General features: G+C 67.3%; 17 protein-coding genes. 6 read left to right on the top strand and 11 right to left on the bottom strand.

The window, feature by feature from the left end; all coding sequences use genetic code 11:
* Window positions 1-73: 73 nt before the first annotated feature.
* Entirely contained in the window at window positions 74-328 is a 255-nt protein-coding gene (locus DL990_RS42460; RefSeq protein ID WP_158632658.1) for a deaminase domain-containing protein, read from the bottom strand.
* A gap of 559 nt (window positions 329-887) precedes the next feature.
* Window positions 888-2,114, bottom strand: coding sequence for a DUF2247 family protein (locus tag DL990_RS27525; protein ID WP_158632657.1), 1,227 nt, complete (start codon window positions 2,112-2,114; stop codon window positions 888-890).
* 921 nt (window positions 2,115-3,035) lie between these two features.
* On the opposite strand from DL990_RS27525, the gene DL990_RS27520 reads away from it, so the two are divergent.
* Entirely contained in the window at window positions 3,036-3,488 is a 453-nt protein-coding gene (locus tag DL990_RS27520) for a hypothetical protein (RefSeq protein ID WP_125800364.1), read from the top strand.
* Between the two features lie 119 nt (window positions 3,489-3,607).
* On the opposite strand, the gene DL990_RS27515 is transcribed toward DL990_RS27520, so the two are convergent.
* Window positions 3,608-4,471, bottom strand: a complete 864-nt coding sequence (locus DL990_RS27515) for a LysR family transcriptional regulator (RefSeq protein WP_125800363.1) — start codon at window positions 4,469-4,471, stop codon at window positions 3,608-3,610.
* Window positions 4,472-4,541: 70 nt separating this feature from the next.
* On the opposite strand from DL990_RS27515, the gene DL990_RS27510 reads away from it, so the two are divergent.
* A complete protein-coding gene (locus DL990_RS27510; protein ID WP_125800362.1) occupies window positions 4,542-5,270 on the top strand; it encodes an SDR family NAD(P)-dependent oxidoreductase in 729 nt (242 codons plus the stop codon).
* Between the two features lie 102 nt (window positions 5,271-5,372).
* Here the strand turns inward: DL990_RS27510 and DL990_RS27505 are convergent, their stop codons facing one another.
* Entirely contained in the window at window positions 5,373-6,080 is a 708-nt protein-coding gene (locus DL990_RS27505; RefSeq protein WP_125800361.1) for a MerR family transcriptional regulator, read from the bottom strand.
* A gap of 137 nt (window positions 6,081-6,217) precedes the next feature.
* On the opposite strand from DL990_RS27505, the gene DL990_RS27500 reads away from it, so the two are divergent.
* The gene (locus tag DL990_RS27500; RefSeq protein WP_125800360.1) at window positions 6,218-7,669 is read left to right on the top strand and encodes an alpha/beta hydrolase; all 1,452 of its coding nucleotides are present in this window, start codon (window positions 6,218-6,220) and stop codon (window positions 7,667-7,669) included.
* Here the strand turns inward: DL990_RS27500 and DL990_RS27495 are convergent.
* The 3 genes from DL990_RS27495 to DL990_RS27485 form a co-directional block, all read right to left on the bottom strand.
* Entirely contained in the window at window positions 7,602-8,537 is a 936-nt protein-coding gene (locus tag DL990_RS27495) for a helix-turn-helix domain-containing protein (RefSeq protein ID WP_233620588.1), read from the bottom strand. The genes DL990_RS27500 and DL990_RS27495 overlap by 68 nt on opposite strands.
* A gap of 9 nt (window positions 8,538-8,546) precedes the next feature.
* Window positions 8,547-9,350 (bottom strand): alpha/beta fold hydrolase, encoded by an 804-nt coding sequence (locus tag DL990_RS27490; RefSeq protein WP_233620587.1) that lies wholly within the window; start codon window positions 9,348-9,350, stop codon window positions 8,547-8,549.
* Between the two features lie 116 nt (window positions 9,351-9,466).
* Window positions 9,467-9,610, bottom strand: a complete 144-nt coding sequence (locus DL990_RS27485) for a helix-turn-helix domain-containing protein (protein ID WP_233598890.1) — start codon at window positions 9,608-9,610, stop codon at window positions 9,467-9,469.
* Between the two features lie 207 nt (window positions 9,611-9,817).
* Between DL990_RS27485 and DL990_RS27480 the strand changes: the two genes are divergently transcribed.
* Complete coding sequence (locus DL990_RS27480) at window positions 9,818-10,618, top strand: SAM-dependent methyltransferase (RefSeq protein WP_125785597.1); 801 nt, start codon at window positions 9,818-9,820, stop codon at window positions 10,616-10,618.
* A 142-nt stretch (window positions 10,619-10,760) separates the two neighbouring features.
* Complete coding sequence (locus DL990_RS27475) at window positions 10,761-11,054, top strand: hypothetical protein (RefSeq protein ID WP_125800358.1); 294 nt, start codon at window positions 10,761-10,763, stop codon at window positions 11,052-11,054.
* Window positions 11,055-11,345: 291 nt separating this feature from the next.
* Here the strand turns inward: DL990_RS27475 and DL990_RS27470 are convergent, their stop codons facing one another.
* Complete coding sequence (locus DL990_RS27470) at window positions 11,346-11,561, bottom strand: hypothetical protein (protein WP_125800357.1); 216 nt, start codon at window positions 11,559-11,561, stop codon at window positions 11,346-11,348.
* A gap of 278 nt (window positions 11,562-11,839) precedes the next feature.
* Between DL990_RS27470 and DL990_RS27465 the strand changes: the two genes are divergently transcribed.
* Entirely contained in the window at window positions 11,840-12,223 is a 384-nt protein-coding gene (locus DL990_RS27465; RefSeq protein WP_125785594.1) for an HPF/RaiA family ribosome-associated protein, read from the top strand.
* On the opposite strand, the gene DL990_RS27460 is transcribed toward DL990_RS27465, so the two are convergent.
* The 3 genes from DL990_RS27460 to DL990_RS27450 are packed head-to-tail and all read right to left on the bottom strand — an operon-like array spanning window position 12,212 to window position 14,746.
* Window positions 12,212-13,003, bottom strand: a complete 792-nt coding sequence (locus DL990_RS27460) for a GAF and ANTAR domain-containing protein (RefSeq protein ID WP_125800356.1) — start codon at window positions 13,001-13,003, stop codon at window positions 12,212-12,214. The two genes, DL990_RS27465 and DL990_RS27460, sit on opposite strands and share 12 nt — an antisense overlap.
* A gap of 4 nt (window positions 13,004-13,007) precedes the next feature.
* Window positions 13,008-13,694: a GAF and ANTAR domain-containing protein gene (locus DL990_RS27455; RefSeq protein WP_125785592.1), complete on the bottom strand. Its 687-nt coding sequence runs from the start codon at window positions 13,692-13,694 to the stop codon at window positions 13,008-13,010.
* On the bottom strand, window positions 13,691-14,746 hold the full coding sequence (locus DL990_RS27450; protein ID WP_125800355.1) for an acyl-CoA desaturase: 1,056 nt from the start codon (window positions 14,744-14,746) through the stop codon (window positions 13,691-13,693). Before DL990_RS27450 ends, DL990_RS27455 begins: the two co-directional genes overlap by 4 nt.
* Between the last annotated feature and the right edge of the window lie 418 nt (window positions 14,747-15,164).

Genomic DNA, 15,164 nt, shown 5'->3' with positions numbered 1-15,164 from the left:
AGGAGATCTCGCAGGACGGGAAGATCCTCCATCTCGACCGCTTGATGAGCCAGAGTCATATCACTTACCATCGTCACCCTCCTGTTGTCAGATTCAGGCGGACACCGGGGAAGGCGTCTCTGAACTGAGATATTACAGAAGAGCACGATGTGCACACAGCGAAATCCGTGTGAAGGTTGATCGTCCCTCGAACGTGAGGTGACGACTGGCCGATCCGATTTGCAGTCTGATTTAGCAGTTTGAACTCCGTGTCGGAGAATCTGGTATTGCCACCAGTAGCTTGCGGTATGAATCTCTGTGGGTTACCGGCTGAACCAACCTCCGCCACCGTTCCGGCACGTTGCGCATTCCCGCTGATGGAGGTCAGGATGTAAGAGTTGTGCCCATCAAGTGGAGTGTTCCCGCTTTTGTGGACGCGGGTTTAGGCCGCGTCCACAAAAGCGGGAACACTCCAAGGTGGTGCCGGTCGGGTCGCGGCGAATCAGACGGCCATCGTCGGCGTCGCAGAGGAACGTCGTGTCAGCGGTGCCGTCGGTGACCTTCTCAAGCCTGTTCTCAACATTCCAGTCGAGACTCTGCCGCCTCGAGACCCCCGGCGGGCCTTGGCGTTTCCAGCTCGTCGTAGGTGTACTGGGCTGCTCTGCTGCCCGCCAGTCCCTCGGAGGTGACCGCGTTCAACACATGCGGCTTCGGCGCACCAGGTGCGGCGTAGCTGCACTTGTGGGTGATGTCACCACTTGCCTGGTACGGCGCGCAACTGTTTCGCGGCCTGCGATCGATCTCTGATGCCCCCGAGGGGCAACTGCGGCCGCCAGCAATGGCCGACACCCTGCTGAAGGCTCGCCACTCCGCCTGCGCCATGGCGCCGAACCGGCGCTTTCCTGGCATTACTGAATATCACGCCGCGCCTCAAACCGATCGGTCTCACCCGAAAGATAAGATTTCCAGCGCGCGTCGAGCGCTGCCATTCCCACGGATTCTCCACGAGGTGGCGGCATGAACCGAACGAAACCCTCGATCGCCGCCGGATAGCCGAAGTCCGAGTACAGCATCTCGACTAACTCGTACGGATCGCGGATGTCCTGCTTCTGCTCGTAAACCCAAGCGACGGCGAGAAAAAGCCAAGTGTCAGCAGCCTCGCCCTCACCAGATAGCCCCGTCTCCTTGACATTCTCGATCAACTCCGGAATACGCGAATATTCGTATGCCAACAGCAGGGCTAACTCCTCGACCACCTCGGACGCCTGCCCGTTATTATACAGCGCAAGCGCTATTGTGACCACGTCGTGGTCATTGAGCCATCCCCGCTCATACCCGTACACAAGTTCGGCCGAGTCAGGCAGAACCCGAGCGAGCACAAATTCCGCAGGAATATGAAATTTCACGAGATCACTCATGGTTTGATCGGCACTCCGTTGATCGTTCCTCCACGCACGAACATCTGATGCGTCAAGTTCCCGCCACTCGAAGCGGCCATCTTTGCCATTCATGTTATCCGGCGCCTGGATCAGAACCCGCTGGACGCCATCGCCTCCGACCAACCGGAAGACCGTCCCGCGCTCAGCGACGTCGTTGACCGCGAACGAAGCCGCACGATACGACGCGTCCGACTTGAGAGCCGAGCCGACCGGCTGCGCATCCCTCAGCAACTGAGCAACCTGAGCTGGGCCCGGCAATCCGCCCGCCACCTCAACTTGGGCCTTTGCCGCGGCGGCACCAGCACTTGCACCGACGGCCGCGGCGACCGGTACTGCGCCGCCGGCCTCGACGGCTGCGGCCTTGGATGCGGTGGCCCACACGCCGAGTTCCCAAGCCACCTTGCCGACTCTGCCCCAGGGGAAGAAGAACAGGGCGGCTTGCAGGGTTTCTTCCCAGCCGGGCGGAGTGGGGTCACAGCTGCGGACATCGGGGAACTCCGAGCAGAACGCGAACTCGAACTGCGCGAAGTCCGGCGAAAGTTGCGCGACGGGCAGCTTTTCGAGGTGTTGAATCGATGTTCCAAGGTAGCTCGGCGCTGCTTGGGCGACGTCGCAGGAATGTCCTTGCCCATCGACGTCGGGTAGGCGTGGCGCGTGTCCTTGGGTAAGGGCGGCGGAGCCACCGGCGGCGTCCACCCGCCGCTGCCCCCACCGCATTTCCCGCTGTACATGCAGTCACAGTTCGCCCGGCACGGCTCCGTGCCACTCCATCGGCGTTGGCGCCGTATGCGATGGCGCGGCATTTCTCTCCCCACGCAGGCAAGGTTGACCCGGATGACAGCTGATGGGGCCGTCTACTCATGTACAGGACTACCCGCGCCGCGTTCGACACGACCCGAACCAACACCACTCAACCAAAGTCGAGGGATTCATCGTCTCTGCCTGACACGCGCCCACGACATAGCAACAAAGGGCCTCGATGCCCACCAGCAACCGCCCTTCTCTCACTAATTTTTCTGGAGCAGTTCTGGAGCATTACGTCGGTTACAACAGCGCCCAACGACGCCGAACCGCATCGATCAGAGCACAACTGCTCCAGCCGACCAGCAAGTTCTCGATAACCACAGGTCAGCGACCTGCTTGAACCTCACTGGCAGTGAGGGGGTCAGGGGTTCGAGTCCCCTTAGCTCCACAGTGACGAAACACCGCCCACCTGGCAAGCTTGCCGAGGTCGGGCGGTTTTTTCGTTGGCCTCACTTTGAGAATTGACCTGGCGAACTCCAGCTACTGTTGATAGCTGGAGCACGCCGTCCCAGCCACGCCAACTGGGGTCGCATCGTCTGCTCCAGCTATGCGACCCGACCGGGTGGGCTACCCGTGACCCCCGCAGCCGGTGTCGAACTCTGCCGATTTTCGCAGGTCAGACAATGCCCGGCCAGGATCGGACGTCGCACTGCGCCAAGCCGTATCAGGCTCTGCTTCGGCAACAAAGCCCGCGAGCGGCAACCTGATTCTCGCTGATCTGTGTCAGATGACGCAGACCACCGGGGACTCGAAGCGGCACCCTGCAGAAGCCCGAAATTCCTGGGCGCAGACTGGACCACGGAGGGAATTTCCTTGTTCTCGATACTGAGTTCCACACCGCGACCCGCGCCGACGACCGCGAGCAGCACCCGACGCCGCCGCACGGCCGCGGCGGCCGGTGTAGCCGCTGTCGGGCTTGTTTTCGCAAGCGCCCCCGCCGCCACGGCAGCGCCGGCGTCCGTCGTCCGGGACTTCTACGTCGACTACGGGGCCAGCTACGCCTCCGGCACCGCCACCTTCACCAACCGGTCGGTGATCCTCGACGGCACCCTGCACGCGGTCGGATGTGGCCGGGTCATCTACGGTGACGCCTATGCGGGACCCAACATTTCCGACTACCTCGGCAGCGGGAGTTCGACTCCGCGCTGCGACGGAAACTGGCCGTTCCACGTCCCTGTCCCGGCGGACAAGCCGGGCGGCGCCGACCGTGTCTTGATCACGCTGGCCGCCCCGGACGGCTCCGACGCCGTGTGGGCTTTCCGCTGATCGGACTCTGGCGGTAGCGGGCGCGATCGCGTTGGGAGTGTCCGGCGGCGGGTGTTCCCGCGCGGTCGCGTCCGGGATCTCCGACCCGACCGTGTCGTGCCGGCGCTCGACGAACGCTCCTAGTTCGGTCCGTGCTCGGCGGCGATCCTGAGGAATCTCGCTATCGAAGATGACCGGCTCCCTGAGCGCCAGAGTGCCAGGGTCCGGTACGGCGTCGCGTCACCGACCGGCAGGTAGACGACGTCCGGGCGGACGTTCACGGCGGCCAGCGAGGCGGGCACCAGTGCCACGGCTTGTCCGAGGGAGACCACCTCCAGCAGCTGGGCGGTGTCGCGCACGACCGGCCCGTCGGACCGGCGATCGGGATGGCCCAGCCAGTGGCCGCGCTCGACGATCCGCGAATCCGCCCATCGCGGAGCGGGCTCGGCGAGCAGATCGGCGACGCTGAGCACTTCGTGCCCGGCGAGCTCGTGATCGGCGGCGAGCGCGGCGACGCGCGGCTCGGTCGTCAGGAGTTCGGTTTCGAGGCCTTCGCCGTCCACACAGGCGGCGATCGCCAGATCGGCGCCTCCGTCGCGGACCAGCCCGGCCTGTTCACCGAACCCGCTCACCATTACACGGATCGCCGGCGCGGCCGGATCCTCCTGGAAGCGTTCGCGGACGCGGTGCAGTAGTCGGGTGGCCACTCCGGGTTTGGCGGTCACCACGAGCGCGTTCCCGTCCCGCCGCGTCCGGCGAACGGCTGTGTCCACTGCGGCGAGGACCTTGGCCGACTCGGCGAACAGGGTCTCCCCGGCGGGAGTCAGCGCCAGGCGCCGCCCGGTGCGGTCGAACAGTTCCGCGCCGATCCGGCGTTCGAGCCCACGGATGGCCCGTGACAGCGGCGGTTGCGCGATGCCGAGACGACCGGCCGCGCGGGTGATGTTCAGGTCTTCGGCGACGGCGCGGAAATAGCGCAGTTCGCGGATCTCCGGATCCGGCATACCGCCAGGGTAGGGCCCGCACACCGGATCGGTGCTTCTGTTCCGGCGTGCGGTCGGCTGAGGTGGTGGCATGCACCCCCACGAAGTCGCGCTCGTCACCGGCGGCGGCAAAGGCATCGGCAAGGAGATCGTCCGGCGACTGGCCGGCCGCGGACTCACCGTCTACCTCGGCGCGCGGGATCCGGAAGGGGGCGGCGCGGCCGGACCGGGCATCCGGCCCATCCGACTCGACGTCACCGACGAAGCGTCCGTGGCAGCGGCGATCGAAGCTATCGAGGCCGAGACCGGCAGGCTGGACGTCCTGGTCAACAACGCCAGCATCACCAGCGAATGGGGCCTGCGCACCACCGACTTCACGGCCGCGCATCTGCGCGAGGTGTACGAGGTCAACGTTTTCGGTGTCGTCACGATGATCTCGGCCTGTTTGCCCCTGCTGCGCCGCTCCCCCAACCCGCGCGTGGTCAACCTGTCGAGCGGGCTCGCGTCCCTCACCCTGCTGAGCGATCCGGAGATTTCCCTGCCCACCGAAGGATTCCTCGCCTACAGCTCATCCAAGGCCGCGCTCAACGCCTTGACCCTGCTCTACGCCGAAACCCTCCGTGCCGACGGCGTCAAGGTCAACGCCGTCAGCCCCGGCATGGTGCCCACCGACCAGAACGCCGGCGCCCCTTTCCCGCGCGGGCACCGCACCGTGGCCGAGGGTGCGGCCGTTCCGGTCCAGCTCGCGACGATCCCCGCGGACGGCCCGTCCGGCGTCTTCCGCGGCCCGGATTCCCTCGAGGACGTCATCCCCTGGTGAACCGGACTCCGCCGTCAAGGACCACCCTCTCCGACGCCGCGCCGCAGGGATCGGCTTGCCGGGACCCGCTTCCGGCTTTTCCCGCGTGTTGGCCTTCCAGGCCTAGGGCGCGAGGTCGAGGAGGGCGCTCAGCCGCCGCAAGACGTCCAGCTGGGCCGGGTTGTAGAGCTCCACCAAGCCACGAAGGACCATCGGTTCGGAAAGAGCCACCCGTGCCGTCGCTTCCGTCAAGGCCGGCTGGGTTTCGAGCTGATGGCGCGCGACCGGCGCGAGAGCCTCGGCCAGTCGCTGTCTCGTGGCCTCGTCGGCGTCGGCGTCGAGCGCGTCGAACTCCGCTTGCGCAAGGGGACGAGGCCACGAGTGCAACTCCCGCACCGCGTCCATCGCCTTCGTATCCAGCACCCGCGAGAAGACCATCAGTATCGAACGTTCGACTTCGGACAGGTCGGCGACGTTACCGTCGAAACCCGGTGGCAGGTCGACAAGGCTGCGGCGGTCCAGGATCAACGCCAGCTCCTTCCGCATCCGCTCCTGCCGTTCGATGCTCGCCTTCAGCTCGGCGTCCAGCGCACGCAACGTCCGCTCCGCGTTCCCGTCCGACTCCTCCATCCCCTCGATGTCGGCCAGCGGCACCCCCAGATCGACGAGCCGCCGGATCCGCAGCAGCCGGATCAAGTGCGTGATGCGGTACCGCTTGTACCCGTTCGCTCCTCGTTCCGGCTCGTCGAGCAGACCGATCCGGTGGTAGTAGCGGACGGTCTTCAGGGTCGTGCCTGCCAGCTCCGCCAGCTCACGTGTACTCCAGGCCATCCCCCGCAGTGCACACCATGCCCCAGGGACACAGTCAAGGAAGGTCACCGGAAGGCGGACGTCTTCGTTGACCATGCCCCGAGGACACGGTCTCTACTCGAACCGGACGACGCACGACCGACCACCCGAGGGAAACCATGCGGAGAGCCTTGACCATCGTCATCGCGGCGGCCTTGCTGGCACCACCAGGACTCGCTCAGGCGGGTGAGCCCGCCCAGGCGTTGCGGTGGGGCGAGTGCCCGGCCGACGTCGCCGAACCCGGCCTTCAGTGCACCACCATCGACGTCGCCCTTGACCACCGGCGCCAGGACGGACAGCAGATCCAGCTCACGGTCTCCCGGCTGGCGAGCAAGAATCCCGAGAAGCGCCGGGGGGTGCTGCTGACCAACCCCGGGGGCCCCGGTGGCAGCGGCCTCGACTTCCCGGGCGGGCTCGTCGATCTCGGGCTGCCGCAAAGCATCCTGGACAGCTACGACATCATCGGCTTCGACCCGCGTGGCGTGGGCCGGAGCACCCCGGTCACCTGCGACCTGACGCCGGAACAGCAGAACAGGGGCAACATCCCGCCCTACGCACGCGACGCCGCCGACGTGCTGACACAGGCGCAGAACGCGAAGGCCGTCGCCGAGCAGTGCGCCGAGTCCAAGACGGCGAACCTGCTCCCCTACATGTCGACCGCGGCCACCGCGCGCGACATGGACCGGATCCGCGAGGCACTGCACGAGGACAAGCTCTCCTTCCTCGGCTATTCCTACGGCACCCATCTCGGGGCGGTCTACACCACGCTGTTCCCCGACCGGAGCGACCGGATCGTGCTCGACAGCAACCTCGTCCCGAGCGGCCTGGATCGAGTGGCCGGCCGGTTGTTCGGCCCTGGAATGGAAAAGCGGTTCCCGGACTTCGCCGAGTTCGCCGCCGCGCGTCCTGAATACGACCTCGGCACCACTCCGGAAGAGGTCACCGCGAAGTACTTCGACCTCGCCGCCCGCCTGGACAAGGCACCGGTGCAAGGTTTCGACGGCACCCTGTTCCGGCTGGCGACCTTCGCATCCCTGTACCGGGACAGCCGGATGCCCGAACTGGCCGCGATCTGGCACGCGCTCGACACGAACCAGCCGCCACCACCGGCTGCCGCGGCGAAGGCTCCGCAGAATCTGGAGAACGCGGTGGCCAGCCACCTTTATGTGCTCTGCAACGACTCCCGCTGGCCGAGGTCGGTGGGCAGCTATCTCCACGACGTCTCCGTGGACCGGAAGCGCTATCCGATGTTCGGCGCGGCCGGGGCCAACATCCGCCCGTGCGCCTTCTGGCGGTCCGAGCCCGCCGAACCACCCGTGCGGGTCGGCGACCGGGGCCCGTCGAACGTGCTGCTCGCGCAGAACACCCGCGACCCGGCGACACCACTGGCCGGCGCCGGGCACATGCGGCGCGCCTTCGGTGACCGGGCCCGGATGGTCACCGCGGACCAGGGCGGCCACGGCGTCTACCTGATCGGCGCGAACAAGTGCGCGAACGACACGGTCACCGCCTTCCTGACCACGGGCGAACGGCCGAGGGACGATCGAACCTGCGTGGCGGAACCGGCCTGACCTCCGCCGGTGCCGGGCCGGTCCGCGCCAGGACTGGTGACGATGTGGGCCACGCGACGTCGTCGATGGCGAGCCACGGCGCGGCGGCCACGACCGAGGGGGTGAGCCCCGTGAACGCCTTGACCTCGCGGTGGAGGTGGGATTGGTCGACGTAGCCGCACTCGGCGGCGACGCCGGCGGCGGGGTGACCGGTCGCGAGGAGGTGGGCGGCGTGGTCGAACCGCACCAGTCGGATGGCGCGTTTGGGGCTGATTCCGAGCTGGGACCGGAAGCGGGACCAGAGGCGCTTGCGGTCCCAGCCGACCTCGCCTGCCAGGCTGTCGACCTGTATCCGCCCTCGGCTCGTGAGCGTCCGCCGCCACGTGTGGGCGACTCCCGGTTCGACCGGTGTGCGGGCGCGCATCCGTTGCCCCACGACCTCTGCCGCGATCCTGAACCGTTCATCCCAGGACTCGGCGGCACGCAACCGGTCTTCGATCCGTTCGGCGTCGCGGCCCCAGACGTCTGCGAGAGGTGCCATCGTCCCGCTGAGATCGGGTGCTGCGTCGAGCACCGCGGCCGCCACGTCCGGCTCGAGCCGGATCTGGAGACATTCGCCGACGCGGCCACCTGCCCGCAGATCGCCGGGCATGAGTCCGATGACGACACTGCCGCGCTCGCGCCGGCCGCGGCTGTCGCAGACGATGCCATCTCCCTCGCTCAGGTCGATGAGAAGGGTGACGGATGGGTGCGCGACCATGGCGATGTCCACGGGGGCGGGGAGACTCTGGCGGAACCCGGCCATGCTGATCCCCGGCAGCCGGTTCGACCGGCGCGGAACCGCGATGTCCACCGTTTCCCAGTCCGGTGGTCTTCCGGTCGACAGCACACGGCCAGTCTAGGGATCGAGGACCACGGGCGGGGTGTCAACGGTCCGTTCCCGCGAGGTCCAGCTCAGCACTAGTTCGCTGATCGCCTCCGGCGCCTCGAACATGGGGAGGTGCCCGACGCCGGGCAGCAGTTCGATCCGAGCGTCGGGCACCACCTCGTACTGGTGCACCGACGCCGGGTCCCAGCGAGGGTCGGCGGTACCGAAGACCGCCAGCACCGGAACGGTGAGGGCGGCGAGACGATCGGGCACGCCACGCTCGGCGATGTACTCGGTGTTGCGGCGCAATATCGTCCTGAACGTGCGGTACGAGATCTGCTTGAGATCGGCGACCGCATCGTCGGGTACGTCCACCGGGCGAGCGGCCGTTGCCCCGATCCCCTTGCGAATCATCGCGTCCGAACGCCTCGGCCAGATCAGCGGGCCGAACGGCGGGCCCAGCAGGATCCGAAGGATCAACGGCTGGGAAAGCAGCGCGCCGGGATGCGGGCCGCAGCTGATCAGCGCGACCGAGCGCACCAGATCGGGGCGCTGTTCGGCGAGGGCGGTGGCGACGTAGCCGCCGCTGGAGTGCCCGACAACGGTGACCGGACCGCGGCCGAGGTCGTCGAGCACTGCCGCCACTCCGCTCGCCTGCGCGGGCACGTCGTAAGACCGTGCCTGCGGGGACCGGCCACAGCCCGGGAGGTCGACCCGGATGACGTGGTGGTGGCAGGCAAGGTCCGGGACCACCGGGCTCCACGAGGCACCCGAAGCCCCCGATCCGTGGACGAGCAACAGCGGCGGCGCCTGCCGCGGACCGTCGTGCCTCACGTGTATCCCCTGCGAATGCTCAACACCGTTCTCGCTCATGCGTGGATGGTGCACGGTCGCCGGCCACCGGTCTTGGACGAATGTCGTCGCGCGATCGACGCCGTGGGAAACGGTGCTTAATACCGCTGCGCGTACCACGTCGGTGGCTCACCGAACATGCTCTCGAAGTCACGGATGAAGTGGCCCTGGTCTGCGTAGCCGAGGTCCGCCGCCAGCGCTGCCCAGTCGATCACCCCGCCGGCGGCCATCCGTGCGGTCACCTCGTGCAGGCTCCTCTTCGCTGTGGCACACCCCGCCATGCTTCGCCGCCTGTGGTCCGGCGTCTGGGACAGCGCCGGACCACAGGCGGCACTCTCCTGGTGTACGAGGACTTTCGCCGAACTCGAACTGATCACCGAGCCGGCATCGAAGCCGGTACCGTACCGGTGACAACGATGGCCCACGATCATGGCGTTGCGAGGTGCGGGATGTCCGTGTCGGACGAACGGGTTCCAGAGGGTGTCGACGTCCAAGTGCCCAGTGCGGCACGGGTCTACGACTGGCTGCTCGGCGGCAACCACAACTTCGACGCCGACCGCGCCGTCGGGGAAAAGGTCATGGCGGTCCTCCCCTCCGGCCGTCAGGTCGCCGCGTCCAACCGTGCGTTCCTTCGCCGCGCCGTTCGGTACATGGTCGGGCAGGGCATCACCCAGTTCCTCGATCTGGGCTCGGGAATACCGACCGTCGGCAATGTGCACGAAATCGCGCAAGACGCGGACCCCGACTGCCAGGTGGTCTACGTCGACTACGACAAGGTCGCCGTCGCGCACAGCCGCCTCATCCTCGACGGCAACCCGAACGCCACCGTCGTCGACGCAGACCTCTGCCGCCCCCAGACGGTCCTGGACTCCGCGGCGGTACGGGCTTCGCTGGACTTCGACCGGCCGATCGGGCTGCTCATGGTGGCCGTGTTCCACTTCATCCCGGACAGCCTGCATCCCGCCGAGATCGTCACCCACTACCGCGACGCCCTGCCGGACGGCAGCCTGGTCGCGCTGTCGCATCTGACCGCCGACCACGCGCCCCGCGAAATGGCAGCGGTCACCGACGCGATGAAGAACAGCCGGGACCCCATGTACTTCCGCCCCTACGACGAAGTCGTAGCCCTCTTCGACGGACTGGACCTGATCGATCCCGGTGTGGTGAGCGCGCCACTGTGGCGACCAGAACCGGGCCTCCGCGACATCGAACCGGACGACGTCTACGCCGGCGTGGGACGCAAAATCTGACGCCACGAAGACCTCGATCTCCGGCTTCGAGGTTCACGTCCGGGAACGAACCAGATCGGGTCAAACCGCGCGACCGTGCCGCTCGCGGTCGCGTTGCAGACCGGTCGGCGCCCTTACAGTTCCGAGCGAGCGCGGGCGCGGCGTGTGCTGGCGTTCGCTCTCGACGTGGCGATGCAGATGTTCCGTCAAGGCGCTCGCGGTCCGTGCCGGTATCGGCGCGATCTCCCCTGACGAAGCCGAACGCGCGATCGGCAAACTCGCCACGGCGGGCCCGGGCGCGGCCGCGTTGCTCGTTCTCGCCGACCGCGTCGGCTGGGCGCTCGGCGCGATCGTCACCGGGGTCATGGTCGTGGTGTCGGTGGCCAACGACTCGACATCCTCGGTGAGGCGGGCCGGGTCCAGCTCGCGGCGTTACCTCTCGCCTTGGTGCCGTTGACGGCGCTGGTCGGTTCGCTGGGCAACGCGATCCTGATGGGGACGCCCGTCCGGTGATGGCCGCTCGCCTGCGACGACGGTGCCCGGTGCCCTGGCAGGCTGGGCCGCGCGGAGGGTGAAAGTACCGACCGCAGTCGTCACCATCCCCGGGCCGACCGGCGCCGTACTACCCGGACCCGCGATGTACCTGAGCCTGTCACAGATATTCGCGCTACACCGCACCGCGAGCCGTACTCCCGAGCTGAACTGAACGAAGCCGCTTCTCGGTGGCGCCTCACGCGGCGAGACAGCGTCAACCCGTCGCCATCACCCGCCGCGACACGCTGTCCGCGTGCACCGGGGCGACGAACACGCTGCGAGGCGGCGCCGGTCTCTCGTCGTCCGGCAGGTCAAGGGTGGCCAAGCCGTCCTGCCACCGCACCCAGTCCTGGACACACAAACCCAGCCAGAACTCGACATCGTCGCAGTTCCGGCGGCGACAAAGGTTTCTGCTTCTGTCGATCGTCATAGACCCATGGAACCCTCCTCCCCCCATTCACCTCCACACTACTGCGACGCGCCGGCGACACGCTCGCGACATACCCTGGGACGTCGGGAGGCCCTGCCAGATCAGCTCACGGACCGTGACCGCCCAGCCGACGGCGGGAACGCCACCCGCCTCACCCGTTCCGGATTCCAGCACCGAAATCGGCGTACAGTGGGCCCTGTCCCCGCCGGCTGCACGACAACGAACGAGACATCGTCCATTCCGGACAGTCGATCTGGGGCCGACGGGAAGAAGGCGCCATGACCGCCGATCGGAAAGACCTCAGCCTGATCGCCGAACGACTCCGTCTCGGCGCCGGTTTCTCCGCCTCCGAACGCGATTGGGTCGCCGAACGACTGGCCGCGCTCGGTTCCAGGCTGCGTTCCTTCGACGAAGGCCAGGTCGATCTCGAAATCAGTGTCAAGGACCGGCACGGCGCGGGGCAGCAGCTCACTCTCGAATGCCGGCTCCATCGCTTTCCCGGCCTGCACCTGGTGGCCGGTTCTTCGGCGCCGGATCTGCCGGTCGCGCTCAACGAGGTCCGCGGCGACATGATCCGCCAGGTGGACCACGCGAAGACCCGCACCGAACCGCGGCACAACCGCGCGCTGCGACACACTCCGACCACCGCGTCAGGAGCGTGACCGCGAGGCGTGGGCGAGGATCGCGTCGATGTCGGCAGCGCTGTCGGCGACCTCACGGGACAGGTCCGCCAAGCGCAGGTTGTGGCTGCGGGCGTAGCCGCGCAGGGCGGTGAAGGCGTGTTCCATATCCGGATCATGGCTGCGTGCGGACAAGACGCCCTTCGCCTGTTCGATGATCACCCGGCTGTTCAGCGCGGACTGAAGTTGCTCGGTGAGGACCCCACCACGGACGATGGCGCGTTGTTGGAGTAGTCCGATCGTGGCGACGTCGGCGAGCGCCTGGCTGAGCGCGGTGCGATCCGCGTCTTCCCGCACGGGTTCGGTGTGGAGCAGGGTGAGGCTGCCGACGACCATCCCGCGCAGCCGCATCGGGACTGCTTCCGCGGCGCGGAATCCGGCCGCGGCCGCCGCAGTCGCGAACTGGGGCCACCGGGCGGCGTCCTCCCGGAGATCGGTGCTGCGCATCGGGCGGCCGTCGCGGAGGCAGTCGATACACGGCCCGTCTTCGGTCTGTACCGCCAAGGTTTCCAGCAGTCCGGCCCGTTCGGAGGAGGCGGCGGCCATCCGGAGCCTGCCCTGGGCATCGGCCAGTACGACACCGGCGGCGGAGACCTCCATCAGCCGCACGCACTGTTCGACGAGCGTGCGCAAGAAGTCCGCGACGTCGAAGTCGTCCACGAGGGTGTCCGCCAGCTCGACGAAAGTGCGCGCGAGCAGACGTTCCCGTCGCATGGCAGCCGAGGTTTCGCCGACCGCGATTTCTTGCGGTTTTTCTGTCATGTTTTCATTCTCCCGTCTCGAGGACCAGTTCGCGCCGCACGATCCGCCTGCCCACCTCGTCCAGCGACAGGTGATGGACATAGGCGTAGGCGCGAATCCGGATGAGGGCTTCTTGGAGACTCACGTCGAGTTGAACGGCTACGACGCCGGTGGCCTGATGTACCGCGCTGTGCAAGTCGCCTTGTCCCAGCAGTATCGCGCCCCGCGCCGTCTCGGCGTCGTCCAGCAGGGCCACTGTGCCCGCCTCTGCCAGGGCCAGGGCGCCGGAGAGGTGTGGCGCGCTGAGCGGTCCCGGTGTGGTGCGGTACAGGTCCAGCACGCCCATGCGCGCGGCGCCGACTTGGAGCGGGAACGAGAACACCGCCGCCACACCGAGATCCACCGCTCCGGGCGCGTAAGCGGGCCATCGGTCGTGCTCGGCGCCGAGATCCGGTACCAGTACGGCCCCGCCCGAAACGAACGCGTCCACGCTCGGCCCCTCACCCACCGTCAGCTGCAGGTCTTCCAGTCGCTTTCCCGCCTCGCCGGTGGAGTGCGCCAGGATCTGGGTGCCGTCGGCCAAGGAGCTGGCCATCACGCTCATCCCGGCCCCGGAGACGGCCAGTTCGGTGACGCACAGTTCGCAAATGCGCCGGACCACGTCGAGGTCACCGTCGGCGTCACCGAGAAGTGCGAGAAGCCGTTCGGTCATGGCAGAGCGAGACGGAGGATCTTGCGGACGACCGAGCCGAGTTGTTTCGACAGGGAACCGGTGTTGTAGGGCAGGCCGTGCTTCTCGCAGATCTCCCGCACTTCGGCCGCGATCCGCGGATAGCGGCGGGACGGGATGTCCGGGAACAGGTGGTGCTCGATCTGGTGGCTGAGGTTCCCGGACAGCAGGTGGAACAGCGGGCTTCCGGTGATGTTCGCGGACCCGAGCATCTGGCGCAGGTACCACTGTCCCTTGCTCTCGTTCTCGCTCTCCTCTTCGGTGAACACCTCGGCGCCGTCGGGGAAGTGGCCGCAGAAGATGATCGAGAAGGCCCAAAGGTTGCGGACCAGGTTCGCGCTGAGGTTCGCCGCCAGCGTCACAGGGAACAGCGGGCCGGTCAGCGCGGGGAACACCAGGTAGTCCTTGCCCGCTTGCCTGCCCACCTTGCGCAGCATCGGGCCGAGCAACGGGCGGACGTCCGCCCACGAACGGCGGCCTTGCACGATCCGGTCCGCTTCGAGGTCGTGCAGCATGATCCCGTACTCGAAGAACACCGCCTGCGCCGCCGCGTAGAGCGGATTGCCGAGGTAGTACGGATTCCATTTCTGATCTTCGGTGATCCGGATGATGCCGTAGCCGACGTCGCGATCCTTGTCGACGATGTTGGTATAGGTGTGGTGCATGAAATTGTGCGAGCGGCGCCACTGGTCACTCGGGCAGACCATGTCCCATTCGAAGGTCCGCGAATTCAGCGTCGGGTCCTTCATCCAGTCGTACTGACCGTGCAGGACGTTATGCCCGATCTCCATGTTGTCCAAGATCTTCGACAACGACAGCGCGCCGACCCCGGCGATCCACGCCGGCGGGAACCAGCCCGCGAACAGGAGCAGACGGCCCGACAGCTCACTGAGCCGTTGCACCGCGACGACCCGGCGGATGTAGTCGGCGTCGTCCGCGCCGAGATCCGCCACCACCCGCTGCCGCAGCGCATCCAGCTCCTTGCCGATGAGCTCCACCTGGGCGTGGTCGAGTTTTCGGGTGGTCGTGGCCATGGAGCGTCTCCTTGCCGTAGTCGGGTATTCGGTCGAGGCCGGGTGTCGATCAGCACGCCGTTCGCGGGATCGCCGACGGCACCGTCGCAACAGTCCACAAGGACTCCCAGCACGGCGCAGGACACCGAAACCCGTCGCTGCCGGCGTCGGCGGCGAGGCCGGCACGATCCAGGCGAGTACGCCCACGGCGGCTCCTGGGCAGAGCATGCAACGCCAGGGTCTGGGGCGAAACCCGATACACCGCGATCCGTTCCGCCGGTTCCAGCCGCTCGATCGGGTGACACTCACCAGCGTAGACCTTGATCTCGGTGCCCGCCCACCGAGGCGAGACCGATACCTCCGGCCGAGAAGCCGATCCGGAAACGCCTCTCTACCTCTCTCCACGAGGTAGGCTGCCAAGACAGCGCCGGAGTGCCCA

The sequence above is a fragment of the Amycolatopsis sp. WAC 01416 genome (assembly GCF_003947485.1).
Classification (GTDB): domain Bacteria; phylum Actinomycetota; class Actinomycetes; order Mycobacteriales; family Pseudonocardiaceae; genus Amycolatopsis.
Note: the sequence above shows the minus strand (reverse complement) of the source record. Positions and strands in the feature narration are given on the sequence as shown.

Coding starts and splice junctions, on each gene's coding strand:
- DL990_RS27515 (WP_125800363.1), bottom strand. CDS start 4,471: ATGCCGGATCCGGAGATCCGCGAACTGCGCTATTTCCGCGCCGTCGCC.
- DL990_RS27510 (WP_125800362.1), top strand. CDS start 4,542: ATGCACCCCCACGAAGTCGCGCTCGTCACCGGCGGCGGCAAAGGCATC.
- DL990_RS27505 (WP_125800361.1), bottom strand. CDS start 6,080: ATGGCCTGGAGTACACGTGAGCTGGCGGAGCTGGCAGGCACGACCCTG.
- DL990_RS27500 (WP_125800360.1), top strand. CDS start 6,218: ATGCGGAGAGCCTTGACCATCGTCATCGCGGCGGCCTTGCTGGCACCA.
- DL990_RS27480 (WP_125785597.1), top strand. CDS start 9,818: ATGTCCGTGTCGGACGAACGGGTTCCAGAGGGTGTCGACGTCCAAGTG.
- DL990_RS27470 (WP_125800357.1), bottom strand. CDS start 11,561: ATGACGATCGACAGAAGCAGAAACCTTTGTCGCCGCCGGAACTGCGAC.
- DL990_RS27465 (WP_125785594.1), top strand. CDS start 11,840: ATGACCGCCGATCGGAAAGACCTCAGCCTGATCGCCGAACGACTCCGT.
- DL990_RS27460 (WP_125800356.1), bottom strand. CDS start 13,003: ATGACAGAAAAACCGCAAGAAATCGCGGTCGGCGAAACCTCGGCTGCC.
- DL990_RS27455 (WP_125785592.1), bottom strand. CDS start 13,694: ATGACCGAACGGCTTCTCGCACTTCTCGGTGACGCCGACGGTGACCTC.
- DL990_RS27450 (WP_125800355.1), bottom strand. CDS start 14,746: ATGGCCACGACCACCCGAAAACTCGACCACGCCCAGGTGGAGCTCATC.